The organism is Pantoea sp. KPR_PJ (assembly GCF_041386365.1).
In the GTDB taxonomy this organism is placed as follows: domain Bacteria; phylum Pseudomonadota; class Gammaproteobacteria; order Enterobacterales; family Enterobacteriaceae; genus Pantoea.
In genome coordinates, this window is the sequence record NZ_JABMIK010000001.1 from 536,620 (window position 1) to 560,406 (window position 23,787).

At 54.5% G+C, this 23,787-nt stretch carries 24 protein-coding genes; 9 read left to right on the plus strand and 15 right to left on the minus strand.

What is annotated here, in order from left to right:
• Nucleotides 1-30: 30 nt before the first annotated feature.
• Complete coding sequence (locus HP564_RS02570; protein ID WP_371239873.1) at nt 31-1,017, plus strand: UV damage endonuclease UvsE; 987 nt, start codon at nt 31-33, stop codon at nt 1,015-1,017.
• On the opposite strand, the gene HP564_RS02575 is transcribed toward HP564_RS02570, so the two are convergent.
• The 4 genes from HP564_RS02575 to HP564_RS02590 form a co-directional block, all read right to left on the minus strand.
• Nucleotides 989-1,522, minus strand: coding sequence for a hypothetical protein (locus HP564_RS02575; protein WP_371239875.1), 534 nt, complete (start codon nt 1,520-1,522; stop codon nt 989-991). The genes HP564_RS02570 and HP564_RS02575 overlap by 29 nt on opposite strands.
• A gap of 35 nt (nt 1,523-1,557) precedes the next feature.
• Nucleotides 1,558-1,851 (minus strand): hypothetical protein, encoded by a 294-nt coding sequence (locus HP564_RS02580; protein WP_371239877.1) that lies wholly within the window; start codon nt 1,849-1,851, stop codon nt 1,558-1,560.
• A 169-nt stretch (nt 1,852-2,020) separates the two neighbouring features.
• A complete protein-coding gene (ycgZ, locus tag HP564_RS02585; protein ID WP_371240647.1) occupies nt 2,021-2,260 on the minus strand; it encodes a regulatory protein YcgZ in 240 nt (79 codons plus the stop codon).
• 259 nt (nt 2,261-2,519) lie between these two features.
• Nucleotides 2,520-3,269: an SDR family oxidoreductase gene (locus tag HP564_RS02590; protein WP_371239879.1), complete on the minus strand. Its 750-nt coding sequence runs from the start codon at nt 3,267-3,269 to the stop codon at nt 2,520-2,522.
• A gap of 149 nt (nt 3,270-3,418) precedes the next feature.
• On the opposite strand from HP564_RS02590, the gene HP564_RS02595 reads away from it, so the two are divergent.
• Nucleotides 3,419-4,324 (plus strand): LysR family transcriptional regulator, encoded by a 906-nt coding sequence (locus HP564_RS02595; RefSeq protein ID WP_371239881.1) that lies wholly within the window; start codon nt 3,419-3,421, stop codon nt 4,322-4,324.
• A gap of 36 nt (nt 4,325-4,360) precedes the next feature.
• Here HP564_RS02595 and mdtI read toward each other — a convergent pair whose 3' ends face one another.
• The 6 genes from mdtI to HP564_RS02625 all read right to left on the minus strand — a co-directional run bounded on the left by mdtI (nt 4,361) and on the right by HP564_RS02625 (nt 9,828).
• Nucleotides 4,361-4,690, minus strand: coding sequence for a multidrug/spermidine efflux SMR transporter subunit MdtI (gene mdtI, locus HP564_RS02600; protein ID WP_371239883.1), 330 nt, complete (start codon nt 4,688-4,690; stop codon nt 4,361-4,363).
• Nucleotides 4,677-5,027, minus strand: a complete 351-nt coding sequence (gene mdtJ / locus HP564_RS02605; RefSeq protein ID WP_371239885.1) for a multidrug/spermidine efflux SMR transporter subunit MdtJ — start codon at nt 5,025-5,027, stop codon at nt 4,677-4,679. The genes mdtI and mdtJ overlap by 14 nt, the downstream gene beginning before the upstream one ends.
• A gap of 478 nt (nt 5,028-5,505) precedes the next feature.
• Nucleotides 5,506-5,835, minus strand: a complete 330-nt coding sequence (locus tag HP564_RS02610) for a DUF1471 domain-containing protein (protein WP_371239887.1) — start codon at nt 5,833-5,835, stop codon at nt 5,506-5,508.
• 278 nt (nt 5,836-6,113) lie between these two features.
• Entirely contained in the window at nt 6,114-6,914 is an 801-nt protein-coding gene (locus tag HP564_RS02615; RefSeq protein WP_371239890.1) for a MetQ/NlpA family ABC transporter substrate-binding protein, read from the minus strand.
• Between the two features lie 172 nt (nt 6,915-7,086).
• Complete coding sequence (locus HP564_RS02620; RefSeq protein ID WP_371239892.1) at nt 7,087-7,908, minus strand: alpha/beta fold hydrolase; 822 nt, start codon at nt 7,906-7,908, stop codon at nt 7,087-7,089.
• Nucleotides 7,909-7,950: 42 nt separating this feature from the next.
• On the minus strand, nt 7,951-9,828 hold the full coding sequence (locus HP564_RS02625) for an amidohydrolase (RefSeq protein ID WP_371239894.1): 1,878 nt from the start codon (nt 9,826-9,828) through the stop codon (nt 7,951-7,953).
• A 235-nt stretch (nt 9,829-10,063) separates the two neighbouring features.
• Between HP564_RS02625 and HP564_RS02630 the strand changes: the two genes are divergently transcribed.
• The gene (locus tag HP564_RS02630) at nt 10,064-10,756 is read left to right on the plus strand and encodes a hydrolase (protein ID WP_371239896.1); all 693 of its coding nucleotides are present in this window, start codon (nt 10,064-10,066) and stop codon (nt 10,754-10,756) included.
• A 577-nt stretch (nt 10,757-11,333) separates the two neighbouring features.
• Here the strand turns inward: HP564_RS02630 and HP564_RS02635 are convergent.
• The gene (locus HP564_RS02635; protein ID WP_371239898.1) at nt 11,334-11,942 is read right to left on the minus strand and encodes a response regulator transcription factor; all 609 of its coding nucleotides are present in this window, start codon (nt 11,940-11,942) and stop codon (nt 11,334-11,336) included.
• Between the two features lie 276 nt (nt 11,943-12,218).
• Nucleotides 12,219-13,166 carry a LysR family transcriptional regulator gene (locus HP564_RS02640; RefSeq protein WP_371239900.1) on the minus strand — a complete coding sequence of 316 codons (948 nt, stop codon included), beginning with the start codon at nt 13,164-13,166 and terminating at the stop codon, nt 12,219-12,221.
• Between the two features lie 227 nt (nt 13,167-13,393).
• Here HP564_RS02640 and HP564_RS02645 point away from each other — a divergent pair, with 227 nt between their 5' ends.
• From HP564_RS02645 to HP564_RS02655, 3 genes are all read left to right on the plus strand, one after another.
• A complete protein-coding gene (locus HP564_RS02645; RefSeq protein WP_371239902.1) occupies nt 13,394-14,395 on the plus strand; it encodes a zinc-binding alcohol dehydrogenase family protein in 1,002 nt (333 codons plus the stop codon).
• Between the two features lie 173 nt (nt 14,396-14,568).
• The gene (locus HP564_RS02650; RefSeq protein WP_371239904.1) at nt 14,569-15,780 is read left to right on the plus strand and encodes an MFS transporter; all 1,212 of its coding nucleotides are present in this window, start codon (nt 14,569-14,571) and stop codon (nt 15,778-15,780) included.
• 57 nt (nt 15,781-15,837) lie between these two features.
• Nucleotides 15,838-16,353 (plus strand): hypothetical protein, encoded by a 516-nt coding sequence (locus HP564_RS02655; RefSeq protein WP_371239906.1) that lies wholly within the window; start codon nt 15,838-15,840, stop codon nt 16,351-16,353.
• 163 nt (nt 16,354-16,516) lie between these two features.
• Here the strand turns inward: HP564_RS02655 and HP564_RS02660 are convergent, their stop codons facing one another.
• Nucleotides 16,517-16,996, minus strand: coding sequence for a nucleoside deaminase (locus HP564_RS02660; protein WP_371239908.1), 480 nt, complete (start codon nt 16,994-16,996; stop codon nt 16,517-16,519).
• A complete protein-coding gene (locus HP564_RS02665) occupies nt 16,989-18,302 on the minus strand; it encodes a nucleobase:cation symporter-2 family protein (RefSeq protein WP_371239910.1) in 1,314 nt (437 codons plus the stop codon). The genes HP564_RS02660 and HP564_RS02665 overlap by 8 nt, the downstream gene beginning before the upstream one ends.
• Nucleotides 18,303-18,406: 104 nt before the next feature.
• On the opposite strand from HP564_RS02665, the gene HP564_RS02670 reads away from it, so the two are divergent.
• The 3 genes from HP564_RS02670 (at nt 18,407) to HP564_RS02680 (ending at nt 22,284) form a co-directional block, all read left to right on the plus strand.
• On the plus strand, nt 18,407-19,324 hold the full coding sequence (locus HP564_RS02670; RefSeq protein WP_371239912.1) for a LysR family transcriptional regulator: 918 nt from the start codon (nt 18,407-18,409) through the stop codon (nt 19,322-19,324).
• Between the two features lie 290 nt (nt 19,325-19,614).
• Nucleotides 19,615-20,817 (plus strand): amino acid permease, encoded by a 1,203-nt coding sequence (locus tag HP564_RS02675; RefSeq protein WP_371239914.1) that lies wholly within the window; start codon nt 19,615-19,617, stop codon nt 20,815-20,817.
• A gap of 333 nt (nt 20,818-21,150) precedes the next feature.
• Nucleotides 21,151-22,284, plus strand: coding sequence for a glutathione-independent formaldehyde dehydrogenase (locus tag HP564_RS02680; protein WP_371239916.1), 1,134 nt, complete (start codon nt 21,151-21,153; stop codon nt 22,282-22,284).
• A gap of 475 nt (nt 22,285-22,759) precedes the next feature.
• On the opposite strand, the gene HP564_RS02685 is transcribed toward HP564_RS02680, so the two are convergent.
• A complete protein-coding gene (locus tag HP564_RS02685) occupies nt 22,760-23,425 on the minus strand; it encodes a hypothetical protein (RefSeq protein ID WP_371239918.1) in 666 nt (221 codons plus the stop codon).
• Nucleotides 23,426-23,787 lie beyond the last annotated feature (362 nt).

Consider the following 23,787-nt stretch of genomic DNA (forward strand, 5'->3'; position numbering starts at 1 on the left):
ACTTAGTGTTTGTGCTTAACAGGGGGAAATATGAAATTAGGCTTCGCATGTAAGTATCTGGATGCAGACTTCAAACAACGTTTCCCGTTCAAGAGCACCACCCGCACGCGCTTTCTCGGCCTGCAGCGGGAGGCACAGATCGCACTGATTGAAAATCTGGCCCGTATGAACCTGACGCAGCTGGCCGGGCTGCTGGAAACGCTGGCCACTCAGCCAGAAACGCTGCGCATGTTGCGCATCGGCAGCGATCTTCTGCCGCTCTATACCGTGCCTGAAGCCACGTCGCTGTACCGCGAATTTTTACCCGATCTCTATCCGCTGTTTGAGCGCTGCGGTGCACTGGCGCGTCAGCACGGTATCCGCTTATCTTTCCATCCGGGACAATACTCGGTTCTGGCATCTGATAATCCCAATGTGGTGCAGCGCGCCATTGAGGATGTCGAGTACCACGCGCTGTGCGCCACGCTGATGGGCTATGGCAAACAATTTCAGGATTTTAAAATTAACATCCATATGAATGGCAAAGCAGGATTCGCTGGTTTTCGCCAGGCGTTCGGCCAGCTCACTCCCGAAGCGCGCAATATGCTAACGGTAGAGAATGACGAAATTTCCTGCTCGCTGGATGACGTTTTGCAGGCGAGGGGGCTCTGTCCCGTTGTGCTGGATATTCATCATCACTGGGTGAAAGAGAATGCGTTTATCCGGCCCAGTGATAGCCGTATTCCGCTGATTCAGGAGTCATGGCGTGGCGTCCAGCCGGTGCTGCACTACTCGATCTCTCAGGAGGGCCTCATTCCAGAACATGGCTACCCTGACCAGAACAGCCTGGGAGTGGCGAAAACAAAATTGCGCGCGCACTCGGATTACTACTTCAATTCCACCCTGAATGACTGGGCGCTCTCTTTCAACACCTTCGATATTATGTGCGAAGTGAAAATGAAGAATCTCGCCAGCCAGCAGCTTTATGACTATGCGCTGGCGACAAAGGTTATCGATCCCAGCCCAGCTGCGCAGTAATGGCGCGGCGATAGGGTGTGTCGATTTGTGCAGGAACCTGCATGATATAGGCGCGGGCGTGAGCAGCCTCTTCGCCTTTCAGCTGTTGCAGGTGGTTAACCGCCTGCGACAGCGTAGGAATCAACCCTTCGACATGGCCAAATTTCGGCGGCAGGGCCGTCCAGATAACGGCATCCAGATCGCGCTCGCGCGCCCAGTCAGCCAGCACGCCAGGCGTTTGTGGCGTCACAGACAATATACCCACCCCGTCAACACGCTTAGCGGGAATGCCTTCCCGTTTGCGCAGCAGCACAGCGGCCTCGTCCAGATCCCGTGCGGCTAACCGCGCCCAGAGGACTGGCACCGCAGGTGCATTAATACAGATCGCCGTAGAGAGTTCGCCACCGTCACTGGTACGAGAAAATTCGACAGGGAGCAAAGGACCATCCTGATACCAGTCGCTCTCAACCGGAAGCTCGCCCGATTTCCAGATCAATGAACCCCAGCCAAGACAGGCAATCTTCATCGTGCATTCCTTAGAGAGCGAGCGGGGAAGGAAAATCAGTGTTTACGCTTGTCGCCGGGAATGGCTTCACCTTTGAAATGATGCTCGGCATTATTTCGATCACGCAGCGTTACGCGTGACTGATCGGTCTGTGAGTTCAGATTCTGCTGCACTTCATTGAGAGCGCGCATCAGCGCCTGATAGCGATCGTCGTCTTCTTCCTTTTCAGCCATGCGCTGAAGGATCTCTTTCAGCGCACGGCTGGAAACCGCTTTACCCGACAGAAGAAGCTCCAGTGTCGCTTCGCCAATCAGGATGTCGGTCAATCTTTCGTCATTACTTTTATACATATCAGTTGCTCTGCGTCACGCTGCACACCCCAGATTTCGGGGCAGGATTTAGGTGCGGTTGACTACAGAAAGAACCAGCGCACCTGGCTGGTGCCAACCTAAGTCGGCGGATACCTGCTTAAATCTTAAGGTCGTGCCAGAAAACGTAAATCTGAAAATGAGGTAGAAATTAGCGGCCTAACAACAAGCCAATTAGCTGCTGATAATGCTTTTCTTCTTCAGCAGTCGAAGCCACTTCCAGTCGTCTTACCAGCTTGGTGCAGATCCCTTTGCGGTTCACATTTTTGCCTGCGCGAAGCAATTCCACAACAATCTGTCCCAACGTTTCCTGCTGAGAAGGCAGACTGGCTTCACGGAAGTAACGCGCAATGTCTTCAGATGAAGAGATAAGGCTGCTGCTCTGACGCATAATTTCACCCCAAAAAATGAGTTTAACGATGATCAGTCGAAAAGGAACAAGTTGTACATCGACCAAAAAGATGTACAAGAATATGCAAGAAAATTGCATTAACTTTTTAGCAAAAAGTGCTCCCAGAAAATAGTGTGATCTGGTTAACCCTTTGTATTGTGGCGTTTGGGGGGCACAGAAAGAAGTTTAGCATTGTAAAAAAGTTGTACAAGTTTGGCAAAAAAAATGCCCTGCGGTTAATAGCGCAGGGCGGTCTGGGCTAAACCTGTGCCATGCCACCATCGACAAAGAGCTCTGCACCATTAATAAAACTTGCCGCGTCAGAAGCCAGAAAAGCGACAACCTTACCTATCTCATCTGGTTCACCGAGACGGCCTAACGGTACCTGCGCCGCCAGCGCGTCAAACAGGCCTTGCCGGCTCGCTTCGTCCACCAGTCCCCCTAAGCCGGGGGTGCGAACCGGACCCGGACTGACCACATTCACGCGAATGGCGCGTTCCTTCAGATCCAGTGCCCAGGAGCGCGCAAAATTGCGCACCGCCGCTTTGCTGGCGCTGTAGACGCTGAACCCGGCAGTGCCCTGCACAGAAGTGGTCGAGGCAGTCAGGATGACCGATGCACCGTCAACCAGCAGGGGAAGCGCCTTCTGCACGGTGAAAAGCACGCCGCGCACGTTAGTGGCAAAGATGCGGTCGAAATGTTCTTCGGTGATGGCACCCAGCGGTAGCATGTCGCCGCCACCCGCATTGGCAAACAGAATGTCGAGATGACCGGCGTTACGGGCGATGTCTGCATAGACTGCATCCAGCTCTGTCAGCACCGAAGCGTCAGCGCGAAGGCCGATTGCGCCATGTCCGGTCAGCGTCACGGCTTTATCCAGCGCATCCTGACGACGACCGGTAATGAAAACCTGCGCACCCTGTGCAGCCAGTTGTTGTGCTGCCGCCAGGCCGATTCCGCTGGTGCCGCCAGTGACCAGGGCGACTTTACCTTGCAGTGATGGAGTCATAAATGTGTCCTCTTGTAGGTAATAAATGGGAGTGGCTGCGCTAACCGTTGCAGCGCGTAAGCAAGGTAACCTTTCAGCGTTTATTGAAAAATACGGTAAAATGAAAAGCACTATTCCTGTGTGTGAATAATCAATGTAAGAGGGCGGCCATGGATCAACTGATGGCAATCAGAGCGTTTGCACGCGTTGTGGAGGCGGGCAACTTTACCCGGGCAGCGGATTCATTGACGATGCCGAACGCCACGCTCAGCAAACTGGTGCAGGAGCTGGAGGCGCATCTTGGTATTCGCCTGTTGCAGCGTACTACGCGCCGCGTCACGGTGACGCCGGAGGGGCGAGAATATTACGAAAAAACGCTGCGCATCCTTCACGATCTGGACGATATTGACGCATCATTCAACGTTGCGCGCAGCCGACCACGCGGAGCGCTGCGCATCGACGTAGGCGGATCGACCGCCAGCGAGGTGCTCATCCCGGCGCTGCCCGATTTTATGGCGCGCTATCCTGAAATCCGTATCGATCTTGGCGTAGCCGATCGTGCCATTGATATGATTAGCGACAATGTTGACTGTGTGATACGTGGCGGCCCATTGAACGACTCCTCGCTGATTGCCCGCCAGATTGGGTATGCAACAATGATGACCTGCGCCACGCCAGCCTATCTGAAACACTATGGCATTCCCGCGTATCCCGACGAGCTGAAGAATGGTCATCGATTGATCAGCTACCTGTCACCTCAGACCGGCCGTGCGTTTCCTTTTCGCTTTGAACGAGAGGGGGAAAGAACAGAGATCAAGGCGGACTATCGCGTGGGGGTTAACGAAAGCAATGCGCATCTGGCGGCGGCCCTGGCAGGACTGGGGATCGTGCAGACCTTTACCTATGCAACCGCTGATGCTATCCAGTCTGGACGGCTGGTGGAGATCCTCAAACCCTGGCGACCCGCACGCTATCCGTTTCACGTTGTCTATCCACAGAATCGCCACGTTACGCACCGGCTGAGGGTGTTTATCAACTGGCTGCAGGAAATCTTTCCTGAGCGAGTAGAGAAATAACGTTTTGCCGCTGCTGCGGCAAAACGTTACAGAGCATTACGCGAGCTTGATCAGTATCATGCCCGCCAGCAGCAGGCTGAGTCCGGCCCAGCCTCGGGTATTTAGCCGCTGACCAAACATTATCCAGCCCGCAGCTACCGTGGCAGCGATACCAAATCCTCCCCACAGCGCATAGGCGACCGAGAGATCGATGCCTTTTACGGCCTGAGCCAGTGCGCTGAAAGCCAGCAGCACGGACACCAGCGAAGCGATACCCGGCAGCGGATTTTTGAAGCCGTCAGAATATTTCAGAAAGATATTGGCGGCAATTTCCAGCACTATCGCCAGCGCCAGCCAGAGTATATGCACCGCATCAGCTGAAGACATGCTGCTTCTCCTCCTGCCCGGTGGTACCAGTCTTGATCAGCATGATCCCGGCGATGAGCACGGCCAGCCCAGCCATTTTGGTCAGCGACAGAGGCTCATCAAACAGCCATACGCTAAATACCGTAATAACCAGGATACCAATGCCTTCCCAGAGCGCGTAAGCAACGCCAAGCGCAATTTTTTTCACGGCGAAACTCAGGAAAATATAGGAACAGGCGATCATCACCAGCATGATGATATAACCTGTTGCGCTCTCATCCACGCTGGACCATTTCATCGCCAGCGTACCAATGATTTCGCTAAAAATAGCGAGCAACAGTAAAAACCAGGCAAACATCCTTCGCTCCTGTAGCAATCAATTAACCGATCTGCGCCGTTCGGACGCAAAAAATTATGGCAAACAGAAAGCGAGGGGCGCTAAAGCGCGCTGCGCCAGTGCTGGTCAGCAATATTCCAGACAGAGAGAGGGATAAACCGTAATAACGAAATCGCAGAGGCTACGCGCATAAATTTAACAAGACATCCACGCTGTTGCTTCTCATCGGTGGACGGATTGTACTCCTGTAATCAACACGATGCAGTTATAGCATCTGGCATTCTGTGTTTCAACGGCATTATTTTCTAATATTGATTTATAACAAAGTTTATTCTGTGGTATTGAACGAGGTACCTGATTACCGCCTTATAGTTACAACATACCAAATAAATGTTTACCCTCCAGGCATCAGCATCATTATACGGCTCAGCCAGGGCAGGGATTAAAAGGGAATTTCAGGCCCAGCGGGACCGCATTGCCTGCGCCGGGCCTGATCGTGTTAAAGCATAAATCCTGCGGTAAGTTGCTCATTGCCGCTATCGTCTGGAATGTTATAAAGCGTCGCTTTACCTGCCAGCAGTCGCTGTTCATCACTGCCTGATTTATGTGATTCGACATCAGTAATGTGATACCCAACGGCTCCCGCCTCGCGCGCTTTATCGACAAAGGCAGCATTCAGCTCTTCCATTGATGTTACCCAGCTAACTGAGGTGATGCCAAAGGGCTGCACTGAGGCAATTTCACGCTGGGTTAGCCCAGCCCGAATAAATACAGGGTTCACGCTCTGTGGAGAGAAGATTGATAATACATCCTGCACTAATTCTTTCATTAGCAAACTCCTTAAAGAAATAAACGCACATATTCGGGTTCATCGTCAATCGCGACAGGATCAATAAAAACCAGATTGTGTTATACGTTTTGTCTTTAATTGCTAATGGGATGTTATGGAAACAACGGCAAATAACTTAATGACGCTTCCCGCAGGATATTTTCATTTGATTACATTATGGCGTGTTTTGACACTGGCTGGTCGCCCGCGCACCTGATCAGAGACAGGAAGGGGACAAAACGCCTTCGCCCAAGAGCGAAGGCGGCAAAAAAGAGATATTACCAGCCTTTGATAATATCGCCTTTATAAATTTCGTTGGCTTTGTCCAGGACTTCCTGTGACTGGAAAGCCTCTTTCAGCTTCTGAATATTGGGGCTGTCTTTATTATCTTCCCGCGCAACAATGGCGTTAACGTAAGGTGAGGCTTTGCCTTCCTTAAACATGCCGTCGCGAGAGGCAGACAGGTTCGCCAGTGCAGCAAAGTTATTGTTGATGATGGAAACATACACCTGGGGATCGTCCAGTGTGCGTGCCAGCTGCGGCGTATCTACCTCAACAAACTTGAGGTTTTTCGGGTTAGCGGTGATATCGAGCGTCGTCGGCAGCAAACCCGCCTCTGGCTTCACTTTGATAAGTCCCTGCGCCTGTAACAACAGCAGACTGCGGCCCAGCGTCGTCGCTTCATTGGAAAGGGTGACAGTGGCACCATCTGGCAACGCATCCAGCGATTTAATCTTGCGAGAGTAGCCGGCGATCGGAAAGACAAAAGTGTGGGTGATGACGGCAAAGTGATAGCCACGCTCTCTGGACTGCATCGCCAGATAGGGCAGGCTCTGGAAAGCGTTGGCATCGACATCTTTATTAAACAGCGCCTCATTTGGCTGCACATAATCGTTAAAGGCGACCACATCCACATCAAGATGATATTTGTCGTGAGCCACCTGCTTAACCGTCTCCCACAAGGTCTGGTCCGGACCAGTGTTGATGGCTACTTTAATTTTACCGTCGTCATCTTTATTGCAGGCGCTAAGTAGCGTAACCGACGCCGCCAGCAGTACAGAGAGAATTTTTTTGTTCATGATCTCAATCCCTTTTGTTGTAGGGAAAGGACTATAATCTACATCTAGACGTCTGTACATCCGTTAAGGCGCGTTTGGTTGTTTTTAAAGCACCCGCCCGCTGAACACCAGGCGTTGAACAACATACCCTGAACAGGGCTGCCCGCCTCGAGGCGGGCAGCAGGCAGAGCGGTTACAGCGATTGCAGGAAGCTCAGCAGATCGTCATTCAGTCGATCCTGATGCGTCACGGCAAAGCCGTGAGGCGCATTGTCATAGACCTTCAGCGTCGCGTTAGCGATAGTTTCTGCCGCCACTTTGCCGGTGGTTTCAAACGGCACCACCTGATCGTTGCTGCCGTGGATGACCAGCGTCGGTACGTCCACGCTGGCGACATCCGGACGGAAATCGGTCTGCGAAAAGGCGGTCACGCAATCCAGCGTGCCCTTTAACGAAGCCAGCAGTGCAATATTCAGCGTCTGGGTCAGGACGCCCTGCGACACAGTCTGTCCCGCATTAAGGCCGTAAAAGGGGACGGCAAAATCGCTGATAAACTGCGCGCGGTCTTTCAGCAGTCCGGCCTGAATCCCCTCGAATACAGAGGCGTCCACCCCCTGGGGATAATCTGCCATCTTGCCGAACACTGGCGTCACGGCGCCCAGCAGCACCAGACCCGCCACGCGCGCACTGCCGTAGCGGCCGATATAGCGCGTCACGTCGCCACCGCCCATGGAGAAGCCCACCAGCGTCACGTCATGCAGATCCAGCGTCGTGATCAGGTCGTTAATGTCTGAAGCAAACGTATCATAATCGTAGCCGTTCCACGGCTGATCGGAACGGCCAAAGCCGCGGCGATCAAAGGCGATAACGCGGTAACCGCGCTCCGCCAGAAAGTTCAGCTGGCTGTCCCACATATCCGCATCCAGCGGCCAGCCATGGCTAAACAGCACCGGTTTTCCCGTGCCCCAGTCTTTGTAGTAAATCTGTGTACCGTCAGCAGTAGTCAGTGTGCTCATGCTTTTATCCTTGCAGGTGTTAGAAACAGGTGTAAAACAGCATCAAAATGCGAAGCAGCTACAGCCGAGTGCGCCCCAGAAGGCGTTCTCTTCAGCCACTGGCAGGTTTGCGCCACGGGCGAGATCATGGGAATGGCGGTGGACGCCGCATGGACCACTACAGTGGTGAACCTGAGGGCTCATGCCGACGCGGTTGCTCGCCACAGGCGGCGCGCTGCGGTAATGGCCCGGTACGTTGACAACCGGTGACCACTCTGGCAACACGGGGATCGCAGGCGGCGCTTCCTGGCTGAATGCCCCGGCGGCATAAACGATATTGCCGTCTACCAGCGTCAGAACTGACTCAATGCCTTTGATTTCTTCTTCCGGTACGCGAAAATAGTCCTTACTCAGCACTGCCAGATCGGCAAGCTGTCCGGTTTTGATCTGACCTTTTTTATTCTGTTCGCTGGAAAACCAGGCGCTGCCCTGTGTCCAGAGCATCAGGGCGGTGTCACGGTCGAGGCGGGCGTTCACGTCATACATCTGCATCCCGCCTACGGTGCGCCCGGAAACCAGCCAGTAAAGCGCGGTCCAGGGGTTATAGCTGGCAACGCGCGTGGCGTCGGTGCCCAGGCCAACAGGCACGCCCGTTTCCAGCATGCGTGCGACCGGAGGCGTATGGCGGGTGGCTTCGATGCCATAACGTTCGGCAAAGTATTCCCCCTGAAACGCCATACGGTGCTGAACGGCAATACCGCCACCCAGGGCTTTTATACGATCGATATTACGCTGGGTAACGGTCTCTGCATGGTCGAAGAACCAGTGCAGGCCGTTGAAGGGGATGTCACGGTCGACTTTCTCAAACACGTCGAGCATGCGGCTAATGGATTCATCGTAGGTCGCGTGCAGGCGGAACGGCCAGCGGTGCTCTACCAGGTGGCGCACCACGCGCTCCAGCTCATCCTCCATGCCCGGTGCAAGATCCGGTCGCGGCTCGAGGAAATCCTCAAAATCGGCGGCAGAGAAGACCAGCATCTCTCCCGCGCCGTTATGGCGGAAGTAGTCACTTCCCTGGCCCGGCGTCAGCATGTCGGTCCACTTTTCAAAATCTTCCAGTTCGTGTCCGGGACGCTGAGTAAAGAGGTTATAGGCGATACGCACCGTCATCTGCTTTTTCTGATGCAGCTCAGCAATGACCTCATAATCTTCGGGATAGTTCTGGAAACCGCCACCCGCATCAATGGCGCTGGTCAGGCCAAGACGGTTCAGCTCGCGCATAAACTGGCGCGTGGAGTTGACCTGCTGCTCCAGCGGCAGCTTTGGCCCTTTAGCCAGCGTGGCATAAAGGATCATCGCATTGGGGCGTGCAATCAGCATGCCGGTCGGGTTGCCGTTACTGTCGCGCTGAATTTCGCCACCGGGCGGGTTCGGCGTATCGCGGGTGTAGCCCACCACCTTCAGCGCTGCGCGGTTGAGCAGAGCGCGGTCGTAGAGGTGCAGCACGAATACCGGCGTGTCGGGCGCGGCATCGTTTATCTCATCCAGCGTCGGCATGCGGCGCTCGGCAAACTGAAATTCTGTCCAGCCGCCTACCACACGTACCCACTGTGGCGAGGGCGTGCGCAGCGCCTGCTCTTTCAGCATGCGCAGTGCGTCAGCTACCGAAGGGACGCCTTCCCAGCGCAGTTCAAGGTTGTAGTTGAGGCCGCCTCGGATCAGGTGCAGGTGTGAGTCGTTCAGGCCAGGAATGGCGGTGTGGCCCTTCAGATCAATGACCCGGGTGCCCTCGCAGTGATGCTGCATAACATCGGCAAGGCTACCCACCTCAAGAAATTTGCCGTCGCGGATCGCGACCGCGTCTGCCAGCGGATTTTCACGATCCACCGTATGAAACTGGCCGTTCGTCAGAATGACGTCCGCTTTGCCCAACGTAACCATACCTTCTCCTTAAAATGAGTTCCCGCCCAAAAAATGAGCAGGGCAGGACATGGCCGGATTATCATCAGCGGGCTGGCGCAGCGTCTAGTTATACAAAGGTATAGTTATACCCACAGATAATAGCCGCCTGCGAAAAAGCCTCATAGACTGCGCCCAGACAGCTCTGCCAGAGAGCTGTTGCTTAACGTCATAAAAAATTGATGAATTCAGCTAATTAACCTCAATGGGCCCAATCATGACCAACAGTAAACTTGAAGTTCTGACGCCGCATAACAGCCAGATTATCTTCATCGATCAGCAGCCGCAGATGGCGTTCGGCGTTCAGTCGATTGACCGTCAGGTTCTGAAGAATAATGTTGTCGCGCTGGCAAAAGCGGCAAAAGTTTTCAATATCCCGACCGTGCTGACGACCGTAGAAACGGAGAGCTTCTCCGGTCACACTTTCCCGGAGCTGCTTGATGTGTTTCCTGGTCAGGATATTCTGGAGCGTACCTCTATGAACTCCTGGGATGATCAGAAAGTCCGCGATGCGCTGGCGGCGAACGGCAAAAAAAAGGTGGTGGTGTCGGGTCTGTGGACCGAAGTCTGCAATAACACCTTTGCGCTCTGCGCGATGCTGGAGGGCGGCTATGAGATCTATATGGTGGCGGATGCGTCAGGTGGCACCACTAAAGAGGCGCACGACTATGCCATGCAGCGCATGATTCAGGCCGGCGTGATCCCGGTGACCTGGCAACAGGTGATGCTGGAGTGGCAGCGCGACTGGGCGCATCGCGACACCTATGATGCGGTGATGAATATTGCCAAAGAGCATTCTGGTGCTTACGGCATTGGCGTTGATTACGCCTACACCATGGTGCACAAAGCGCCTTCGCGCCAGAAGAGCGAACATCGCACGCTGGCACCTGTACCTGCGCCGGTTCGTTAATCCCCCTTGCTGGCCGGTATCACTATCGGCCAGCGCTTGAACGATCCTGACACTCTTGACTCTGTTAAACGCAGCGTATTGAGGGTGTTGATCAGGAATGCGCTGAGCGGCTGGGGCTGAGTACGCTGTGACCGTCGGGCGGCTACCGGACCGAAAGCATTGCGTCGGGTGCGTGGCTGCGCAAGAGCGCGACCGATATGCACCAAATGGCGATGCTCATCCTTAACGTCAGGCTAACAGAGAGGGGTGGCATTGAACTGTTCAGGGTGTTGTTAAGCGGGAGCAGGCCGTCGGTACTGTTTATTTCGGTCAGTACAGAGGCGCTTGTGTTCAGGCAGGGCCACATACCCGTTGCCATCGCCTTATGCTTAACCCTGTGAATAGCGGTGTGTTGCGGGCGATCATGGGCCGCGAATGGCAGGCAGCGGTCGCTGAACCTCTCTTTCTGACGGCGCAGAGGCCAGCGTGACAAGGCAGACTTCGCGCCATCCTCAAACGGCAGCAGAACAGACGCTGCGCGCTATCCCGAGCGCAGCACCACCGCATATTCGGCTTGAGCTTGTGCTAAAAACCTTCACTACTTAAGCAGTTCCAGCCGTTCGGCAAATCTCACCAGTTCAGACACCGAACGCGCGCCCATTTTTTCCATGACCCGCCTTTTGTGTACCTTGACCGTGATTTCGCTGACGCCCAGTTCGGCGGCGATTTGCTTATTTAGCCGCCCACGAACCGCCAGCAGCATCACTTCAGACTCGCGTGGCGTAAGAGACTGAAAACGTTGGGTATAGTCACGTTTCTCCGCCGACAGCGTCAACGTCTGTGCCGACACCTGCAACGCCTCAGTCACCGCCTCTATCAGCGCATCGGGTGCCACGGGTTTGGTGAGGAACTCCTGGGCACCGGCTTTCATGGCCTTTACGCTGAGCGGGATGGTGCCAAAGCCGGTGAGAAAGATTGCCGGAATGGTGTAACCACGCTGGCTAAGGATCTGAGTAACTTCAAGGCCACTGATCGCGGGCATATTGAGATCGAGGATCAGGCAAGAGGGAAAACGATAGTCCGGTAACGCTAAAAATGCCTGCGGTGAAGTAAAGGACTCCACCACAAACCCTGCCGAACTCAGCAGATTATCGACAGCGGCGATAATTGACTTGTCATCGTCTAAAAGATAGACAGTGTGAATCATATTAACGCTCATTATTCAGGCGCTGAACGCGCATAACTTATTGATATGGAAGATTACAGTGTTACCATACCGGCGCAAAATCTGCATTGTAACAAAAGAATAACGGATGTAACAAATATTAAGCATTAAGCGAGAAAAATGTTTCCTGCGCTCTTTTTGGACCCTGTTATCGCCTCTCAGACGGCTGATTTCCCCGTTTTGTTGATAAAAAGACGTTTTTCGCATCCGTACGGGAGAAGATAGCCTGAGCCGTTTTAAGCATTTTGCCAGCCGAAGCTAAACCGGAAGCTGTCCCGCTGACTGAAAAGCAGGGTGAGTACGCAGCAGCGCGGTAATCGCCTTAAGATGGGTACGAAGCTGACCGTGCAGCTCGCGAATTGCCGGCGAGAACTGCCTGCGGTGCGGGCAGATCAGGTTTAGCGGTGCGGGTTCGCCCGGCTGTTCAGGCAGCAGGATCTCCAGGCGACCTGCCAGCACGTCGGCGCTGACGTCGATCCAGGACTTATAGACAATGCCCATGCCGGCCACTGCCCAGCGGCGCGCCAGATCGGCATCATCGCTCATCATCCGACTGCTGACCGTAAGCTGACGACGCACGCCGTTGTCAGGAAAAGACCATTTGTCATAGGCATGACCGTTCAGCATATAAAGCAGACAGTGATGCTGTAACAGATCTTCCAGCTGTTGAGGTCGGCCATGTTTTGCCAGGTAAGCGGGAGAAGCGGCCAGCACGCGACGGTTATCCTCTGCGAGCGGCAGCGCCACGTAGCTGCTGTTTTCCAGAATGCCGTAGCGCAGGGCAATATCCACCGGGTCGCGAAACACGTCGCTCACCTGATCGGACAGGTAGAGCCTCAGGGAGAGTTTCGGATGGCTGGCGCAAAAGTCGGTAATCCACGGCAGCAGGATATTACGGCCAATATCAGAAGGAACGGCAATTTTAAGCTCACCCTGCAACTCGTCGTCATTACCCTGCAAACGCTCTGCGCCCGCCTGAACGATACTCAGCAATTCCTGCGCGTAGGGTAGCCAGGCTTCGCCTTCTGCCGTCAGCCGCAGGCTGCGCGTCGAGCGGGCAAAGAGCCGTTTATTAAGGTCACGCTCCAGACGATTAACCGCTGCGCTCACCTGGCCCGGCAGGATCGCCGCCTCACGCGCGGCACTGGAAAAACTGCCAAGCGCCGCAGCGCGAACAAACAGGGTAACGTCTTCGAGGCGAATCATACGAATTCCCGTGAATAAACAGTAAAACGAGCGCCTGCCAGTATGATTTTGCATAACCGGGGACGCAAGCCAGCAGAGGTTATTCTCTGCAGGAAAAAGCAAAGTGGGCACTGATTTTCACTCCGGGAGTGAAACTGCTGCTGTCCTGCCCGGGTTTATCTTCTGGCCGCCGCATCCTAAGCTGTTTCACATTCCGGCAAACCTCACTATCGAGAAAGGGAGAAAACATGAAAGCCATCGTTTACAGTCAGAATGGATTACCGATTAACGATCCCCAGTCGCTCTACGACACCACGCTGCCGACGCCGCAGCCAGGCGCACACGATCTGTTGGTTAAAATCGCCGCCATTGCCGTTAACCCGGTCGATACCAAAGTGCGCAACGGCGCACCCACGACGCAGCCGCGCATTGTAGGCTGGGACGCCACAGGAACGGTTGAGGCCGTGGGTGAAAGCGTGACCTTGTTTAAGCCCGGCGATGAAGTCTTTTACGCAGGTGCCATCGACCGTCCAGGCTGCTACGCCGAATATGGACTGGTGGACGAACGTATTGCCGGGCATAAGCCCGCTTCGCTGAGCTATGCGGATGCTGCCGCACTGCCGCTGACCTCGCTGACCGCCTGGGAACTGCTGTTTGACCGTCTGGAAGTAAAAGAAGACGAAAACGAAACCTTGCTGATTATTGGCGCAGGCGGCGGCGTGGGTTCCATTCTGACGCAGCTGGCCAGCAAGCTGACCAGGCTGCGCGTTATTGCCACCGCATCACGCCCGGAAACGGCCGACTGGGTGCGTGAGCTGGGCGCGCATGACGTTATCGATCACAGCAAACCCCTGACCGAAGGACTGCGTGAGATTGGCCTCTCTGGCGTGCGCTATGTGGCCAGCCTTACGCACACTGATACGCACTATCAGCAGATTGTTGAGGTGCTGGCACCGCAGGGGCGTCTGGCGTTGATTGACGATCCCGAAACGCTGGATGCGATGCCGCTGAAGCGTAAGGCGATCTCTCTGCACTGGGAGCTGATGTTTACCCGCTCACTGTTTCAGACGCCAGATCTGGTGCGCCAGCATGAGATCCTTGAAAACGTGCGCCGCCTGATTGATGACGGCACGCTGCGCACCACCCGAGGCGATCACTACGGCACCATCAACGCGGAAAACCTGCGTCGTGCGCATGCGCTGATAGAGAGTCATCGCGCACGCGGCAAAATTGTGCTGGAAGGATTTTAAGCAAAGGCACGCCGCGTAAGGCGGCAGTGACGCATCCGGCATAACAGGCCTGGCTTAGCAGCCAGGCTTTTTTTTACGCTCGGCTTTGCAGTGACTTTCCATTCAGCTGATTCCTGCCATGATTTAACGCAGCGGGAAAATAATTGCGGTAAGTAACTTTTACGGGGAAAGCTATGTCATTGCGATCGCTCCAGGCGTTGTGTCTGGTCAATTTTTTTATGGCGGATGTGCGGGATGGTTTAGGGCCTTTTCTGGGCATTTTCTTAACGGAGCATCACTGGCGAGCGGATGACATTGGCTGGGTGATGACGGCAGGCGGCATCGCTGGCCTGGCGGCCACCATACCCGCCGGGTTAATTACCGATGCAACACGCTACAAGCGCGGTGTGCTAATCACAGGGTCGCTACTGATTACCCTGGCAACGCTGCTGCTCTGGTTTTTCCCCACCTCCTGGATTGCCGTCTCTTCGCAGATCATGACGGGCCTCGCGGCCGCATTTATTGCGCCTGTGCTGACCGGTATTACGCTCGGCCTGACCGGTCAGGCGGGCTTTGCACACCAGATGGGCCGAAATGAGGCGTTCAATCACGGCGGCAATATGACGGCCGCGCTGATCGCGGGTGTCGCCGTATGGTACTGGGGGACAGGGGCTGTATTCGTCCTGATGACGGCAATGGCGCTCGGAGCCGCTGCGGCCGTGCTGGCCATTCGCCGTACCGACATTGATGACAACGCTGCCCGCGGGCTGAGCCATGAAGAGCCCGCAGCTGAACTGCCTCGGCTGTCGCTGATTGTTCGCCATCCGGCGCTGCTGATCACGGGGTTGACGCTGCTGCTGTTTCATTTGAGCAACGCTGCGCTGCTGCCGATGCTCAGTATGCGTGCCGCCGCCTCACACAGCAGTGCGATTCCGGCCGGGGTATATGCCGCCGCGACCGTGGTGATCTCACAGTGCGTAATGATACCGGTTGCGCTCTTCGCCGCCAGCCGCGCCCAAAAACAGGGGTTTCCGCTACTGATTACGGCTGCGCTGCTGGTGTTACCGCTTCGTGCCGCGGTAGCCTCGTTGTATTCGGACGCCTTTTCGATGATCCCGGTGCAGATTCTGGATGGGGTTGCTGCCGGACTGCTCGGTGTCGCCGTCCCGGGATATGTGGTGAAACTGCTGGAAGGCAGCGGCCATACCAATGCCGGACAGGGTTTTATCATGCTGTTACAGGGCAGCGGCGCGGCATTAAGTCCTGCGCTGGCCGGTAACATTGCTGCCCACTACTCCTACAGCGCAGCTTTTGGGGTGCTCGGTATCATTGCCCTCTGTGCATTGATTTTATGGTGGACGAGCCGCTTCTTTTCAGGCAAAAAGCGGTGGAATTTTCAGAGCTGACCCGCGGGTCGGCAGCGTATTGGTTTATTTAATGACGAGGTATCAAGGAAATCAGGTATGTTGTTGCGTCTCTTATCATTGCTGTGGCTGTTAGCGGCAGTTACGTTCACGCCAGCCAGAGCGAGTGAAATCAATCTCTACTCAGTGAATACGGGGTCGTTTGTCTATCACCTTATGGGCAACCACGGCCTTTACACGGAAAAATTTGGCAACCAGTTCTTCTCGGCAGAGCGGCGGTTCTCTGAAGACTCGCCTTACAGCTTTTTAGCGGGGACGCTGAAAAACAGCTACGGGCACCGCTGCATCGCACTAGGCGTGCGTCGCGACTGGACCACGCAATCACCCTGGACCTTTAAGGGTGTCTATGGCTATACCGGTGAGTTTTTTGCCGACGCGTTCAGCCACTGCGGCGATGAGGGTGTTTATCACTCCTTCAGAAACGCCACCGGCGTGGGGTTTGCCCCTTATATCTACCATGCCGTGCAGTACAACTTTACGGACTATTTTGGCGTAGAGAGTGGCATTATTTTTCCTACAGTGTTTGTAGTCAGCGTGCAGTGGAGCTTCAGGTAGCGACGGCGAACCATGCCGGTGTTGACAGTATTGCTCTCCAGGGCGAGGCATCAGGAAAAGAGATAAGCACGGCATCGGATTACCGTGCTACCGGACACCCTGCTGATGGGGGAGTCTCATCGGTGCTGGCGCCCGGGCAGAAACGCCTGCTGACGATGCGGAGTTATCTTCTCGTTTGCCAGAACCCTTGCTGCAACGCGAGCGTCTCCTCCTCAATCTCGTGCACCGGCCCAGTCAGAACAATCGCTTTTTGCCCATGCCTGAATACGGTCGCAGCGGGAAGGCTCATGGTGGGATTTTCAGGGTGATTTCCCGTACAGGCCAGCAGCCGCGCTTCGCTTATGCCGTAGACTACCCGACCAATGTTGGCCCAGTAGAGGGTAGCGGCACACATACAGCACGGCTCGACCGCCGTATAGAGCGTGCAGCCCCAGAGGTACTCCGCCGTAAAATTACTCGCCGCGATGCGGGCAAGGGTAGATTCGGCGTGATTAACCGTGTCGATATTGCACTGCGTCAGCAGCACCGTTTCGTTATCAGGAGCAACCAGCACCGCACCGAAAGGGTGGTTGCCCAGCGCCACCGCACGTTTACCCACCTCGTTCGACATACGCAGAAAGTGAATGTCCGTATCGTTATGCATCTTTTTCTCCTTTGCGGCTGTTCAGTAAGATATTCAGCAGCACCGCAGTAAAACCGCCCAAAAAAATCCCGCTGTCAAAAATCAGCTTTAACGAGGGGGGCAGCGTGCTAAAGAGCGCCGGGAAGGCTACGGGTATCACTCCCACGCCGACAGAGACGGCGACGATCAGCAGGGTATTGTCATCGCTGAAGCTGACCTCTTTGAGCTGCTGGATGCCCGCCGCCAGCGTCATGCCAAACATCAATATTGCTGCGCCACCCAGTACCGGGCGCGGAATCGCAGAAATGATCGCCCCCAGCATGGGAAACAGGCCGAGCAATACCAGAATGAGCCCTGCGGCAGCCAGCACCGAGCGGCTGGTAATGCGCGTCAGCATCAGCAGCCCGGCATTCTGGGAGAAGGCGTTGTAGGGAAAGCTGTTGAGGCAGCCGCCTATCATCGTGGAGAGGCCGTCTGCGCGCAGGGTGTTAGCCAGGCGCTGCGACGTGGTGGGGTGACCCATCAGTTTATCAATCAGCAGCACATTGCCGGTGGTCTCGGTCATCACAATTATCATCGCCAGGCAGGAGACCAGCACCGGCACGGCGGAAAACTCCGGCAGGCCAAAGGCGAAAGGCAGGGTAAAGCCGATCCAGGCCGCCTGACCGACAGCGGAGAAGTCGGTCAGCCCGGCGATAAATGCGATAAGCGTTCCTGCCAGCATCCCGGCCAGGATGCTGAAATTGCGTACAATGCCACGCGTTTTGCAATAGAAAAACAGGGTGATGACCAGGGTTGCCGCGCCAAGAAGTAAATGAGGCAGGCTGGCGAAATCGGGCGCATCCGGGTTACCGCCGCCCATCCAGATTGCCGCAGCCGGCATCAGGGAGATACCGATAATGGTGATGATGCAACCGGTGACCAGCGGCGGAAAAAAGCGAATGAGTCGACTGAAGAGGGGCGCAACGAGCAGGGTAAACAGGCCGCACGCAATCGCTGAGCCAAACAACGTGGCCATTCCGTACTGCTGACCAATCAGCGCCATAGGGGCCAGCATGATAAACGAACAGCCCTGAATCAGCGGCAGTCGCCCGCCAAAGCGCCCAACCCCAATCGACTGAAGCAGGGTTGCCAGCCCCGAGGTTAACAGGCAGGCGTTAACCAGCGTCACCGTCTGCGTACTGTTTAATCCCATGACCGACGCAAGAATCAGGGGAACCGTCACCGTACCCGCGTACATTACCAGTACGTGCTGTAAGCCCAGCGACATTATGCGCCTGACGCTCAGCGAATCTTCAGCTTTTTTTTCTGTCAGCAGCGTTGCCATACACACTCCTCGTTAAACCTGTTAACAGCCGGAAGCCCACCTTATCGGTAAAAAAGTGATACAAGTAAGCGAGCTGTTTTCAATAAAATTGAAAGGTGAAGGGCATGTTGAAATATTCATTAGATCAACTTATGGCATTTGATGAGGTGGCCAAATCGGGTTCGTTCTCTTCAGCCGCACGGCGAATGAGAAAATCGCAGTCGTCAGTGAACATGGCGATGAGCAATCTGGAGCTGGAACTGAACCTGACGCTGTTTGAGCGCACGCCGCGCCAGGTAAGGCTGACGGCGGAAGGTGAGGTATTACGGGAGTATGTCAAAACCATACTGGAACGCTGCCACGCTTTTGAACAACGCGTCGCCGCTTTCAACGATCAGATTGAGAGCCATGTCAGCCTCGCCATTGAGCTTCCTTATGCCACCATTGCGCCAGTGCTATACGAATTCTCTATGACCTTTCCTGAAGTGGATATTCATATCAGAGAGCCGTTCCGCGGCGATGTGGAAGCCATGGTGAGAGACGGTCAGGTCGATTTAGGCATTGCGCTTTCTCATCCGGTAGAGAGCGATAAAGTCGCGTTTACTCAGCTGGGGAAGGTCGTCATGGTGCATGTCGTCAGTGCCGGGCATCCGCTGGCGCAACGGCTTCCCGTCTCCTTTGCTGATTTACATAACTGGCGACATATCACGTTTGGCTCACAGGAAAAGAAGATTGCGACCACGGAATATCTCGACAGCCCAATGCGCTGGCAGGTGGAGAGCTACAGCGCCATGCTGGACGCAACACTGGCGGGACTGGGGTGGGCGTCGCTACCGCGTGAGTTTGTCAGCCATGAACTGCGTGCCGGTACGCTGACTGAACTGCGCCAGCAGGAGTATCCCCATACCGACTGGATTGTGGGCGTGGACCTGCTCTGGTCCAGGCAGGCGAAGGCGGGCAAAGCGCAAATCTGGCTGCGCGATCGCCTGGTCAGACACAAAATTTTCGAGCAGGACACGGCGGGAAACCGTACCACGCTGTAGCCTGCGCGAGCTTCACTGTACAAAGCGTGTACGCCTGCGGTGGATTACCTTGCAGTAATGACAACGCTTTGCCTTTTATTGTGCGAAATCATTTGGCCTGCTGCCCTTTTTACCAGACAATTTGCCGCTCTGAAAATCACCCGGTCTGATGTGCCAGGTCGGGAAGCATGAATCACTGCACACCCGCATCTGAACAGCCGTCACGCAAAGTCGAATTAATGAATACTACAGTCAGTTCCGAAAACAGAGCAGTCAGGGGGCCTTCATGGTCATGGAAAGATACCATCTGGATGATGGGAATGTATGGCACTACGGTGGGAGCGGGCACGCTTTTTTTGCCGGTTGAGGTGGGCACGCGAGGACCACTGGTCTTTCTGACGATGCTGCTGCTGGGCTTGCCGCTCTCCTTGATCCCGCATGTGCTTATCTGCCGCATCTTTATGCGAGACAATCAGGTGGACAACGCAACGCTGCCCCTGTTTGGCAAATTCTTTGGCCCAAAAGGCCGCCAGGGTATCAAACTGTTTTTCTGCATCGCCCATTTTCCGGTGACGCTGGTCTATCTTGTCTCGCTGGTTAACGCACTGGACAATTACCTGACCGCCCACCTGCATTTTGCCGCGCTAAATCGCGCGCTGCTTGCGGTGATCACGGTGGGGCTGTTGTTTATCCTGTTAAGCAAAGGCCGCGATCGGGTTGTCACAACCATGAGCTCGCTGGCCATCCCCTTTGCGCTTTGCCTGCTGGTGATTGCGCTGATGCAGATCCCCGCGTGGCATCCTGCTAATTTGACCAATGCGATACGCGAAACCACCAACGTGCCAGCCAGCCATTCGCTGAAGGCGCTCTGGCTGGCGCTGCCGCTGATCACTTTCTCATTCTGTTCTGCACCGATGCTGTCGCCGCTCTCTTCCTGGTATCTGGAGGAGGGCAAGGGCGGGGAAGCCAAAGCGGTACGCGTGATCCGGCTGGCCTATGGGGCTATCTTCTTCAGCATTATCTTTTTTGTTCTGAGCTGCATGATGAGTATGCCGCGCGAACTCTTTATCTCGGCCAAAGCGCAAAATCTCAATGTGCTTTCCGTGATGGCGGGGAACGGTTTCGGCAGCCTGCTGTTTATCGTCGCACCCTTTATTGCGATGGTGGCGATGACCAAGTCCTTTCTTGGGGTATGTCTGCCGGTTGCCGAAATTTTCTCTTCGCTGGTTGGCGATGCGGCGGGTCTGAAAGGCGAAGCGGGGCAGAAGCGGGCAAAAACGATCGCCTTCACCTTGCTGTTTGCGATGTCGCTGGCGATCACTTATGACAATCCGGACGTAATTTCGCTCATTGAAACAGTCTGTGGCCCGCTGATTGCCATCTATCTGTTTGGTATTCCCGCCTGGCTGGTCTATACCCGCAAGGAGCTGCACAGCCTGAGAGGCGTCATGTCGCTGATTGTCATAGCGGGTGGCCTGCTGACGGTGTCGGCGCTTATCTACGGCATCGTTTAAGGCGAGCCCCTGCCAGGCAGGGGCTTCTTTTCTCTGGCTGCCTTCCCACCCTGAACCAACAGATACCCCGTCTCACGCCTGCCGCGTTACCTGTCTTTCACCTCTGGCCTGGCAGAGTGCAAGGCGTTTATTTCTATTTTTTTGACGAAGCCGCAAGCTTTCAGTCCGGCCGCTGCGCTGAAAAATAACACAACACTGCAATTTGTGATGCTCTACACTCAATAGTCAATCAAAAATATTGATTGACGCAACGGTAACCATCAGCAACGGTGACGATCGCAACATCTTGCGGCTATTGCCTCTGGCGCTGATGACTCATAAGAGGAGAGCACCATGAAAGCAGTTATCTACAATGGTCCTTTTGACGTTTCAGTAAAAGATGTACCCGATCCAAAGATTGTGCGTCCCACCGATGTCATAGTCCGTATCACCACCACCAATATTTGCGGCTCCGATTTACATATGTATGAGGGCCGAACCAGCTTTGAGCAAGGTCGTATCTTCGGCCATGAAAATCTGGGACAGGTTATTGAAACGGGCAGTGGTGTTGAGCGCGTAAAAGTGGGGGATTATGTTTCCCTGCCATTCAACGTGGGCTGCGGATTTTGCGAAAACTGTGAAAAAGGCTTTACCGGCTTCTGCCTTACGGCCAATCCCGGCATGGCAGGTGCCGCCTATGGCTTTGCGGACATGGGCGCGTGGGATGGCGGGCAGGCGGAGTTGTTGCGCGTGCCCTTTGCTGATTTTAACTGTCTGGTGCTGCCGCCGGATGCAGCAGAGAAGGAAGATGAGTATGTGATGCTCTCCGATATCTTTCCAACCGGCTGGCACGCGACAGAACTGGCTGGACTGCGTCCGGGAGAAAGTGTCGCCATTTATGGTGCGGGTCCGGTCGGTCTGATGGCGGCGCATTCAGCCATGATCAAAGGCGCATCAGAGGTTTTTGTTGTGGATACCCATCCAGATCGCCTGGCGCTCGCTGAAAAAATGGGGGCCGTTGCCATCAACGGTGTGGGTGAGGATGCCGTGAACAAAATTCTTGAGCTGACCCACGGGCGCGGCACCGATTGCGGCTGCGAATGCGTCGGCTACCAGTGCTGCAACAAACAGGGTCACGAGGATAACACGGTGACAATGAACAGTCTGGTGGCGTCAACCAAAGCAACCGGCGGGATTGGCGCGGTAGGAGTATTTGTGCCTCAGGATCCGGGCGGCGCGAATGAACTGGCGAAACAGGGCAAGATGGCATTTGATTTTGGCAGCTTCTGGTTTAAGGGGCAGTCGATCAAAACCGGCCAGTGCAACGTCAAAGCCTATAACCGCCAGCTTGCGAGGCTAATTCATCAGGGAAGAGCCAGTCCGGCGCAGATCGTTTCTCATCGTCTGTCGCTCTCCGACGCACCCGAAGGCTACAGGCATTTTGATAACCGTGATGATGGCTGGACAAAGGTGATCCTGAAACCGTGAATGTTAACTGAGGGAAAGAAAGCCACATGCAGGCGGTGTCGCAACAATGACGAAGGCGCATCTGTATGTGGCTTACTGCTGCGGGTGTTATCCCGGACGCTGTGCCTGCGGTTGCCGCCGTGAGCAGGGAAGCAGTGGCAATCTGACAAAGGGTATCGAAAGGCTTTATTTAACATAAGATAGATTATGCGCACTAATCGTGTTGCACCTGAACAGGCATACCACTTTTAGTTTGTCAGAATAAAGACTCAGTCGGTGCTGATAAACCACGCGGCGCGGCTAAACTGCACCAGAATAAAACGGCGAACTGGAGCGTCAGAACACGCTCAGCCGGAGTCATTACTGCCGACGGGCCGGGTGAAAACCAGCGTTGAGGAAAAACGCAGAGCGTTCATTCCAGTAAAGGCCGACCCGGATGCAGTCAGAGTCAGCCTGAAAACGCCGTTTGAAAAGATAATTATCTTTTTAAACGTATTTATTGTATATCCGTTACCTTGTGACCCAGGTAATTTCCATTTCTGGTGAAATCATAGCTTATATAAATTGCGCCAGTATCGTCACATGCATGGCAGCTTTTAACGGGATAGGAGAACGTTAAGCTTATTCCGTTATCCGTTTGACTCATTTTTTCAAGCGTCGCAGGAGACCATGCAGTTGAATCAGGATGCTGCTTTTCAAAGGCTAGCCAGGCGGGATTGGCTTTAATTTTATCCTGAAAATCTTCAACATCAACAGGATTTCCTGTAGAGGGTATCAGTAACGTTCCAGAATTATTGTTCGCTCTGAAAGGATATTCGATTACCGCAACACCAATCGGGCCTTCTTTGGTGAATTTAGCGACATATCCCGTTTCACCCTGTTTCGCAATGTACTGAACGGACTTTAGCGCTTCTGGCGAGCCACTTTTTTTTACTTCATCAGTCAAACAACTGTTGTCGCTGGTCGCGGCAAAACAGTTATCCAGGTTGCCTTTCCATACCGCTTTATCATTAATGAAAGCCGATGCAGGCTCTTTTACCGCATTTTCTTTCTGCTTATGCAAGCCTGCATGACAACCCGCAAGGATAAGTAAAACTGGCAGAAATAAAACAGGAGAATGTTTCATTGTAGATCTCTCGTGAATTTGCTCTTTATTACCCACTCTATCCCTGTCTGGAATAGATCTCTGCGTCGCGAAACCGGGTGACATTTAAACCTGTAAAATATTTGCAGGCCTGGTCCGCTCTGGCGAAAACCTCTGTGCTGGGCCGCCCAGGACACGTTTAACCCTGTCTCCCTGTGCGTACCGGCTGTGGCCCGCCAGTTCTGCCGTACCGATTACACATCGCTTACCCGGCAAAACCTGTCATCCGCGAATCATACCTCTGAATGCTGAGGTAACAAAACCTGCGTACAACGTCCCCGAACGGGAGTGCCGTCGGGTCTGGCGATAAGTTTGTCAGAGCAACCCTGACCAGGATATAAATGAAACGCTGTTTTATTTATTAATTTAGTGCCGTCAGA

What these genes read in the sequence shown, in the direction of transcription:
- HP564_RS02570 (WP_371239873.1), top strand. Translation starts at nt 31, where the DNA reads ATGAAATTAGGCTTCGCATGTAAGTATCTGGATGCAGACTTCAAACAA.
- mdtI (WP_371239883.1), bottom strand. Translation starts at nt 4,690, where the DNA reads ATGTCTTCAGCTGATGCGGTGCATATACTCTGGCTGGCGCTGGCGATA.
- HP564_RS02625 (WP_371239894.1), bottom strand. Translation starts at nt 9,828, where the DNA reads ATGGTTACGTTGGGCAAAGCGGACGTCATTCTGACGAACGGCCAGTTT.
- HP564_RS02595 (WP_371239881.1), top strand. Translation starts at nt 3,419, where the DNA reads ATGGATCAACTGATGGCAATCAGAGCGTTTGCACGCGTTGTGGAGGCG.
- mdtJ (WP_371239885.1), bottom strand. Translation starts at nt 5,027, where the DNA reads ATGTTTGCCTGGTTTTTACTGTTGCTCGCTATTTTTAGCGAAATCATT.
- HP564_RS02670 (WP_371239912.1), top strand. Translation starts at nt 18,407, where the DNA reads ATGTTGAAATATTCATTAGATCAACTTATGGCATTTGATGAGGTGGCC.
- HP564_RS02680 (WP_371239916.1), top strand. Translation starts at nt 21,151, where the DNA reads ATGAAAGCAGTTATCTACAATGGTCCTTTTGACGTTTCAGTAAAAGAT.
- HP564_RS02615 (WP_371239890.1), bottom strand. Translation starts at nt 6,914, where the DNA reads ATGAACAAAAAAATTCTCTCTGTACTGCTGGCGGCGTCGGTTACGCTA.
- HP564_RS02660 (WP_371239908.1), bottom strand. Translation starts at nt 16,996, where the DNA reads ATGCATAACGATACGGACATTCACTTTCTGCGTATGTCGAACGAGGTG.
- HP564_RS02640 (WP_371239900.1), bottom strand. Translation starts at nt 13,166, where the DNA reads ATGATTCGCCTCGAAGACGTTACCCTGTTTGTTCGCGCTGCGGCGCTT.
- HP564_RS02665 (WP_371239910.1), bottom strand. Translation starts at nt 18,302, where the DNA reads ATGGCAACGCTGCTGACAGAAAAAAAAGCTGAAGATTCGCTGAGCGTC.
- HP564_RS02620 (WP_371239892.1), bottom strand. Translation starts at nt 7,908, where the DNA reads ATGAGCACACTGACTACTGCTGACGGTACACAGATTTACTACAAAGAC.
- HP564_RS02610 (WP_371239887.1), bottom strand. Translation starts at nt 5,835, where the DNA reads ATGAAAGAATTAGTGCAGGATGTATTATCAATCTTCTCTCCACAGAGC.
- HP564_RS02645 (WP_371239902.1), top strand. Translation starts at nt 13,394, where the DNA reads ATGAAAGCCATCGTTTACAGTCAGAATGGATTACCGATTAACGATCCC.
- HP564_RS02630 (WP_371239896.1), top strand. Translation starts at nt 10,064, where the DNA reads ATGACCAACAGTAAACTTGAAGTTCTGACGCCGCATAACAGCCAGATT.
- HP564_RS02575 (WP_371239875.1), bottom strand. Translation starts at nt 1,522, where the DNA reads ATGAAGATTGCCTGTCTTGGCTGGGGTTCATTGATCTGGAAATCGGGC.
- HP564_RS02590 (WP_371239879.1), bottom strand. Translation starts at nt 3,269, where the DNA reads ATGACTCCATCACTGCAAGGTAAAGTCGCCCTGGTCACTGGCGGCACC.
- HP564_RS02655 (WP_371239906.1), top strand. Translation starts at nt 15,838, where the DNA reads ATGTTGTTGCGTCTCTTATCATTGCTGTGGCTGTTAGCGGCAGTTACG.
- HP564_RS02650 (WP_371239904.1), top strand. Translation starts at nt 14,569, where the DNA reads ATGTCATTGCGATCGCTCCAGGCGTTGTGTCTGGTCAATTTTTTTATG.
- HP564_RS02675 (WP_371239914.1), top strand. Translation starts at nt 19,615, where the DNA reads ATGATGGGAATGTATGGCACTACGGTGGGAGCGGGCACGCTTTTTTTG.
- HP564_RS02580 (WP_371239877.1), bottom strand. Translation starts at nt 1,851, where the DNA reads ATGTATAAAAGTAATGACGAAAGATTGACCGACATCCTGATTGGCGAA.
- ycgZ (WP_371240647.1), bottom strand. Translation starts at nt 2,260, where the DNA reads ATGCGTCAGAGCAGCAGCCTTATCTCTTCATCTGAAGACATTGCGCGT.
- HP564_RS02635 (WP_371239898.1), bottom strand. Translation starts at nt 11,942, where the DNA reads ATGATTCACACTGTCTATCTTTTAGACGATGACAAGTCAATTATCGCC.